This window comes from Streptomyces gelaticus (assembly GCF_014649535.1).
In the GTDB taxonomy this organism is placed as follows: Bacteria; Actinomycetota; Actinomycetes; order Streptomycetales; family Streptomycetaceae; genus Streptomyces; species Streptomyces gelaticus.
In genome coordinates this window covers 148,073-153,365 of the sequence record NZ_BMTF01000018.1, presented here as the reverse complement: position 1 = coordinate 153,365, position 5,293 = coordinate 148,073, and the positions used below count along the sequence as shown (strand labels likewise).

At 69.8% G+C, this 5,293-nt stretch carries 8 protein-coding genes, 1 tRNA gene and 1 pseudogene; 4 read left to right on the top strand and 6 right to left on the bottom strand.

Going from position 1 to position 5,293, the window contains the following annotated elements:
- Positions 1-551: 551 nt before the first annotated feature.
- The 3 genes from IE107_RS24355 to IE107_RS24345 form a co-directional block, all read right to left on the bottom strand.
- Positions 552-824, bottom strand: coding sequence for a hypothetical protein (locus IE107_RS24355; protein WP_141303074.1), 273 nt, complete (start codon positions 822-824; stop codon positions 552-554).
- Positions 825-922: 98 nt separating this feature from the next.
- Complete coding sequence (locus IE107_RS24350) at positions 923-1,132, bottom strand: hypothetical protein (protein ID WP_189546253.1); 210 nt, start codon at positions 1,130-1,132, stop codon at positions 923-925.
- Between the two features lie 4 nt (positions 1,133-1,136).
- A complete protein-coding gene (locus IE107_RS24345) occupies positions 1,137-1,691 on the bottom strand; it encodes a DUF5994 family protein (RefSeq protein WP_189546251.1) in 555 nt (184 codons plus the stop codon).
- A gap of 283 nt (positions 1,692-1,974) precedes the next feature.
- Here IE107_RS24345 and IE107_RS24340 point away from each other — a divergent pair, with 283 nt between their 5' ends.
- Genes IE107_RS24340 through IE107_RS24330 form a run of 3 tightly spaced genes read left to right on the top strand, consistent with a single transcriptional unit; the run spans position 1,975 to position 3,023 of the window.
- On the top strand, positions 1,975-2,469 hold the full coding sequence (locus IE107_RS24340; protein WP_189546249.1) for a DUF5994 family protein: 495 nt from the start codon (positions 1,975-1,977) through the stop codon (positions 2,467-2,469).
- Positions 2,466-2,822, top strand: a complete 357-nt coding sequence (locus IE107_RS24335; protein WP_189546247.1) for a PRC-barrel domain-containing protein — start codon at positions 2,466-2,468, stop codon at positions 2,820-2,822. The genes IE107_RS24340 and IE107_RS24335 overlap by 4 nt, the downstream gene beginning before the upstream one ends.
- 30 nt (positions 2,823-2,852) lie before the next feature.
- Positions 2,853-3,023, top strand: a complete 171-nt coding sequence (locus IE107_RS24330; protein WP_189546245.1) for a hypothetical protein — start codon at positions 2,853-2,855, stop codon at positions 3,021-3,023.
- On the opposite strand, the pseudogene IE107_RS24325 reads toward IE107_RS24330, so the two are convergent.
- The 3 genes and pseudogenes from IE107_RS24325 to IE107_RS24315 form a co-directional block, all read right to left on the bottom strand.
- Positions 2,977-3,426: pseudogene (locus IE107_RS24325) on the bottom strand (PP2C family protein-serine/threonine phosphatase); the annotation flags it as partial. The gene IE107_RS24330 and the pseudogene IE107_RS24325 overlap by 47 nt on opposite strands.
- A gap of 110 nt (positions 3,427-3,536) precedes the next feature.
- Positions 3,537-3,610: transfer RNA gene (locus IE107_RS24320), tRNA-Pro, on the bottom strand.
- A 113-nt stretch (positions 3,611-3,723) separates the two neighbouring features.
- Positions 3,724-4,662 carry a metallophosphoesterase gene (locus IE107_RS24315; protein ID WP_189546243.1) on the bottom strand — a complete coding sequence of 313 codons (939 nt, stop codon included), beginning with the start codon at positions 4,660-4,662 and terminating at the stop codon, positions 3,724-3,726.
- A gap of 79 nt (positions 4,663-4,741) precedes the next feature.
- On the opposite strand from IE107_RS24315, the gene IE107_RS24310 reads away from it, so the two are divergent.
- The gene (locus tag IE107_RS24310) at positions 4,742-5,206 is read left to right on the top strand and encodes a GatB/YqeY domain-containing protein (protein WP_189546240.1); all 465 of its coding nucleotides are present in this window, start codon (positions 4,742-4,744) and stop codon (positions 5,204-5,206) included.
- Positions 5,207-5,293: the final 87 nt, after the last annotated feature.

Below are 5,293 nucleotides of genomic sequence, written 5' to 3'. Positions count from 1 at the left end.
GTTCGACAGGGGGCAACAGTCATGCCGGGCCCGGAGGCCAGCGGCCCTCTTGCAGGACCGCGGAAAACATAACGGGGCGGGATTTGAACCCACGACCTCTTCGTCCCGAATGAGGTTCGGTCCGATTCCTCACCGGCCGGTTTGCCGTTTCGCCTGGCCACAGCGTTGGTGCGCGGTGGGCTCGGGCGGTGTCGCGGGGGCTTGGGGAACAAGTCGGCTCCCGGACGGCTCCCAGGAGGGACGCACCTACGATGCCCACCGGGAGCGAACCCGTGCCATGGGCTTGGGAGAGGGCACCCGCCGCTACCTTGTCGATGTCGAGTGCCAGGTCCTCCCCGGTGCCGGAGGTTTCCGCGACCAGCGCCCGCGCTGGCCTCGTGGCGGCGGTCGTCACAACGGCCCCAGCGCATTCACTCCGCCGAGGCCGCCCTTCCGGATCGTCACACGTGAGCGTGCTCGATCCGTCTTCAATTGTACGACTGCGGGCCGGGAATTGTACGACTGCGGGCCGGGCAGGCCGACAGGGAGAGCGGGCCCGTGGGCAGTCAGGCTCAGCCGCGTTCTTCCTCTTCGGCCTCCATGCGCCGGATTCCCTGGTGTGTCAGGGAGACCATCGCGGGGGTGTTGCCGGGTTCCCAGTCGACGGTGATCAGGTCCTCGCCGGCGAGGTAGGTGCAGGCGGCGGCCAGGTCCTCCTCCGGGATGCGCAGGTCGTTCCGCAGCTTCCGTCCCGGGACTCCGAGGAGACGGTTGCCTTCGGTGGCTTCGTAGAGGGCGGTCAGGACCCGTTCGCGGTAGACCTGTCGCTCGCGGAGTGTCGCCATGACCGAGTCCTTTCATGCGCGAGAGACCGGCGGGTGGGTTGTCCCGGGTGTCGGGTGCCTCACCCGCGGCCTTCGGTCGGAGGAGTGGTCAGACGTGCTCACGGCCAGGTGCCCGTGAGCCGGCGGTGGGCGGCTCGTTCCGTCGGTGTGGGGTGGCTGTGGCCGGGCGGCCGGCGAACGGCCTGGAAGGGGTCGCCGAAGTGGTGGGCGGCGATGCGTGCGTCGTGCTGGGCGTTGAGCCGGTGGATCAGGCGCATGCCGAGCGCGATCAGCAGGGCGATCGCGGCGATCGTGATCAGGGTTTCCATGGGGTCACCTCCGCGGGATTCCCAGCATGGGGATCATCCGCGCGCCGACGACCGGGTGCCGGAGTGGCGCCGGTGCGGACCCGCCGTCGGTCTCCCAGGCGTCCTCGCTGCTGCGGGCGTCCCGCATACGGCGGCCGGTCGCGGCCTCGTCGGACATCAGGACTCCGGCGGACAGGACGCTGCCGGGGATGGCGGCGGCGGTCAGCAGCCGGGCGGCTGCGGCGGGTTCGGCCTCGGGCGGGATCACCAGCAGGTCGCAGCGGCCGACGGTGTAGGAGAGCAGGATCATCTTGTCGGGATCCTGTTCGGTGAACCAGCCGACGTGCACGGTGTGCCCGGTGGCAGGAACCTTGTGCGGGACGACGGGCCAGCGGGTGGGGTTCACCGTGACGCGTGTGATGCGTCCGTAGCGTTCCTCCAGCGCGTCGACCAGGGGCGGAAGCTCGACGGTGAGGTCACGCGAGCGAGGCCACCAAGCGCCGTCCAGGAGGCCGGCGAGCGTGGTCTTCGGTGTCAGCGAAAGGCGCGCCAAAAGCAGCGGCGCGAGGGTGGCGGTCATGATCGCGGACCCGTCTCCGGGCCGCCCTGCAGGGCGGCCCAGTGTCTTGTATCGCCGGAAACGACGTCCGCGTGGGAGCGGGTGTTCGAGTTACTCCCGGTACTTTCAGCGTACTCCGCCCAGTGGTCGGACGAGCCGTTCTGACCAGGTGATTTCCCACCGGGAACACCGCCCGCCCGATGGTCAAGGGCATGACCGCAGGTATGCGGGTACCGTGAGAAACACGGCGGTGTCTCGTCGGCCATGAGGCGTCGGCGGCGCCGCGTAGTCAGGCGATCCCACCATGGCCGAATCAGACGCCCCCACCCCTCCGAAGCTCCTTCCGGACGAGATCCACCGAGCGGTGAAACCCGGCACGGCCATGCTCCGGCTGCAGACGACCCACTCCCGCGAAGGCGTCCTCGACGGCGCCTGGTGGCCCCGCTCCCGCGACATCGCGACCGAGCTGCCCGCCCTGATCCGGGCGCTCACCGCGCACCTCGGCCCCGTCACACGCGTCGGCCTGGACGCGGACGCCTGGGAGGAGGTGCCGACGCGTGTGATCGTCGACGACCGGGTCGTGCGCCTCGACTCCTTCCCCGTCGGCGACGACACCGTCCTCATCACCCGTGGCGACAACGACCACTTCGCCCTCCTGGTGGTGCCCCCGGACACGACACCCGACGCGGCACGCGTCGCGATGGCCCGTGCGGTCGACGTCGGCAACGTCACCCAAGCCGCCGAGATCCTTGTCGCCACGCCCGCCGAACCAGCGACACACCACCAGGAGCCGGCGTGATCCAGATGGCGGACATCCGCGAGTGGCGGACCCACGACGTGGTGGACACGCGGGGCCACAGGATCGGTGAGCTGGAGGCGATCTACGTCGACACCCGCACCGACCAGCCGGCCATGGCCAAGGTCCGCGTCGGCCTGCCCACCCGACACCGTCTGGTGTTCGTCCCCCTGGACGGTGCGACGGTGGGGCCGGGCTACGTGAAGGTCGCCCATGACAAGGCGCTGGTGAAGCAGTGCCCTTCGACCGGCAGCGACGACGTACTTCCCGCCGAGGACGAGGAGGCGGTCTTCCGGCACTACGACCTCCCCTACCAGCCCGGGGCGAACGGCGAACGCCAGCTGGCCCGCCGCTGAGCTTCCCAACCGACAGAGGGCGCAGCCCTCATGACGCTCTTCCTGGCCCTGATCATCATCGCGATCGTGCTGGGCATCATCGGTGCCACCGTCGACGGACTGCTCTTCCTGCTCGTCATCGGCATCGTGCTGTTCGTGGCGGACCTCATCTACATCACCATGCGCATGCGCCGCTCCGCCCATCGCCGTCCGGTCCGGTGACCCCACAACCGAGGGTGGCGAGATGGTCGGCGTCGCCGCCGCGCCACTCGATGAGGAAGATGGTCGCGTCGTCGCTGGTGACGCCGCCGCGTTCTTGCTTCAAGGTGTGGGAGAGCACGCGCACCACCGACCGCACCGCCGTGTGGTCACGGACGACTCGGTTGGTGCTCTCGATGACTTGCTCCTCACCGAACTGTTCCCCACCGGCTTGATGCTCTTCGATCAGGCCGTCGATGAAACACAGCAGCCGGTCCCCGGGCCGCAGCGTCCGCTCGCTGACTACCAGGTCCTCACCGCCGAAACCGACCGGCAAGGTGGTCGGGCTCTCCAGCCGGTCCACCACGGCGCGGCCACGGATCAGCAGCGGTGCCGGGTGGCCGGCATTGACCCACTGCAGCTGGCCTTGCGGGTCCGGTCGGAGGTCATGCCCAAACGGCTCCCAAGACGGCCGGAAACCACTCAAGGGCCTGATCCGATTTTTCGGATCAGGCCCTTGACCTGGTCTTACGGCTGTCGGGGTGGCGGGATTTGAACCCACGACCTCTTCGTCCCGAACGAAGCGCGCTGCCAAGCTGCGCTACACCCCGATCGTCGCCGGTGTCCCGGCGACATCGATTACTTTAGCCCACCCGCGCCCGCAGACGAAATCCGGTTTCTGTGCCGCTGGCCGGGGAAGGGGCCGGGCCGGCGGTCGGGGGCCTCAGTCCCGGGCCGTCAGGGTCAGCAGGGTCGCCTCGGGCGGGCAGGCGAAGCGGACCGGGGTGTAGCGGTTGGTGCCGCAGCCGGCGGAGACGTGGAGGTAGGCGCGGCGGTCGTCGACGGAGTGGGTGGAGAGGCCCTTGACCCGGTCCGTGTCCAGGTCGCAGTTGGTGACCAGGGCTCCGTAGAAGGGGATGCAGAGCTGGCCGCCGTGGGTGTGACCGGCCAGGATGAGGGGGTAGCCGTCCCTGGTGAAGGCGTCCAGGGAGCGCAGGTAGGGCGCGTGGACCACGCCGATGGAGAGGTCGGCGCCTGTTTCGGGGCCGCCGGCCACCTCCGCGTAGCGGTCGCGCTTGATGTGCGGGTCGTCGAGGCCGGTGAAGGCGATCTCCAGGCCGTCGATCTTGAGGCGGCCGCGGGTGTTGGACAGGCCCAGCCAGCCCGCCTCGTCGAAGGCGTCGCGCATCGGTTCCCACGGGTTGTGGACGACGCCGACCGCGGGCGCGTTCCCGTTGAGGCCGTGCTTGCCCTGGGCCTTTTCGAGGAGGTAGCGGGCAGGGTTGCGGAGCTTGGGGCCGTAGTAGTCGTTGGAGCCGAAGACGTACACCCCGGGGAACTCCATCAGCGGACCGAGCGCGTCGAGCAGCTCGGGCACGGCCTCGGGGTCGGAGAGGTTGTCGCCGGTGTTCACGACGAAGTCCGGGCGCAGGCCGGCCAGTGACTGGAGCCAGGTGCGCTTCTTGCGCTGGCCGCTCACCATGTGGACGTCGGAGACCTGGAGCACGCGCAGCGGGCGTGCCCCGTGCGGGAGCACGGGGATGGTGACCCTTCGCAGCCGGAACGAGCGGGCCTCGAATCCGGCGGCGTAGGCGAGACCGGCTGCGCCGATCGCCGCGCCGACTGCCGTGACTTTCAGGGGTACTCCGTAGCGTGCGCGCATGCGCCCATCGTCGCAGACACCGCACGGCCGACAGAAAACCGGCGGGCGCCGCTCGCCCCGTACCTGCCACAATCAGTACATGACCACGCTCAAGTCCAAGCTCAAGGAAGACCTCACCACGGCCATGAAGGCGCGTGACGAGCTGACCTCGTCCACGCTGCGGCTGACCCTCACCGCCATCACGAAGGAGGAGGTCAGCGGCACGACGGCCCGCGAGCTCTCCGACGACGAGGTGCAGAAGGTGATCGCCAAGGAGGCGAAGAAGCGCCGCGAGGCGGCCGAAGCCTTCGCGCAGGGCGGCCGGACCGAGCAGGCCGAGCGTGAGAAGGCCGAGGGCGAGGTCCTCGACGCGTACCTGCCGAAGCAGCTGAGCGACGACGAGCTGGGAGCGATCGTGGCGTCCGCCGTCGAGGAGGCCAGGGCCGCCGGGGCCGAGGGGCCGCGCGCGATGGGCGCCGTCATGAAGATCGTGAACCCGAAGGTGGCGGGGCGCGCGGACGGCGGCCGGGTGGCCGCCTCGGTGAAGAAGCTCCTCGCGGGCTGAGGCCGCGTACGGAGGACGTACGTACAGGGACAGACGTGGGCGGGGTGGCCCGGATCAGGATCGATCCGGGCCACCCCGCCCACGTGT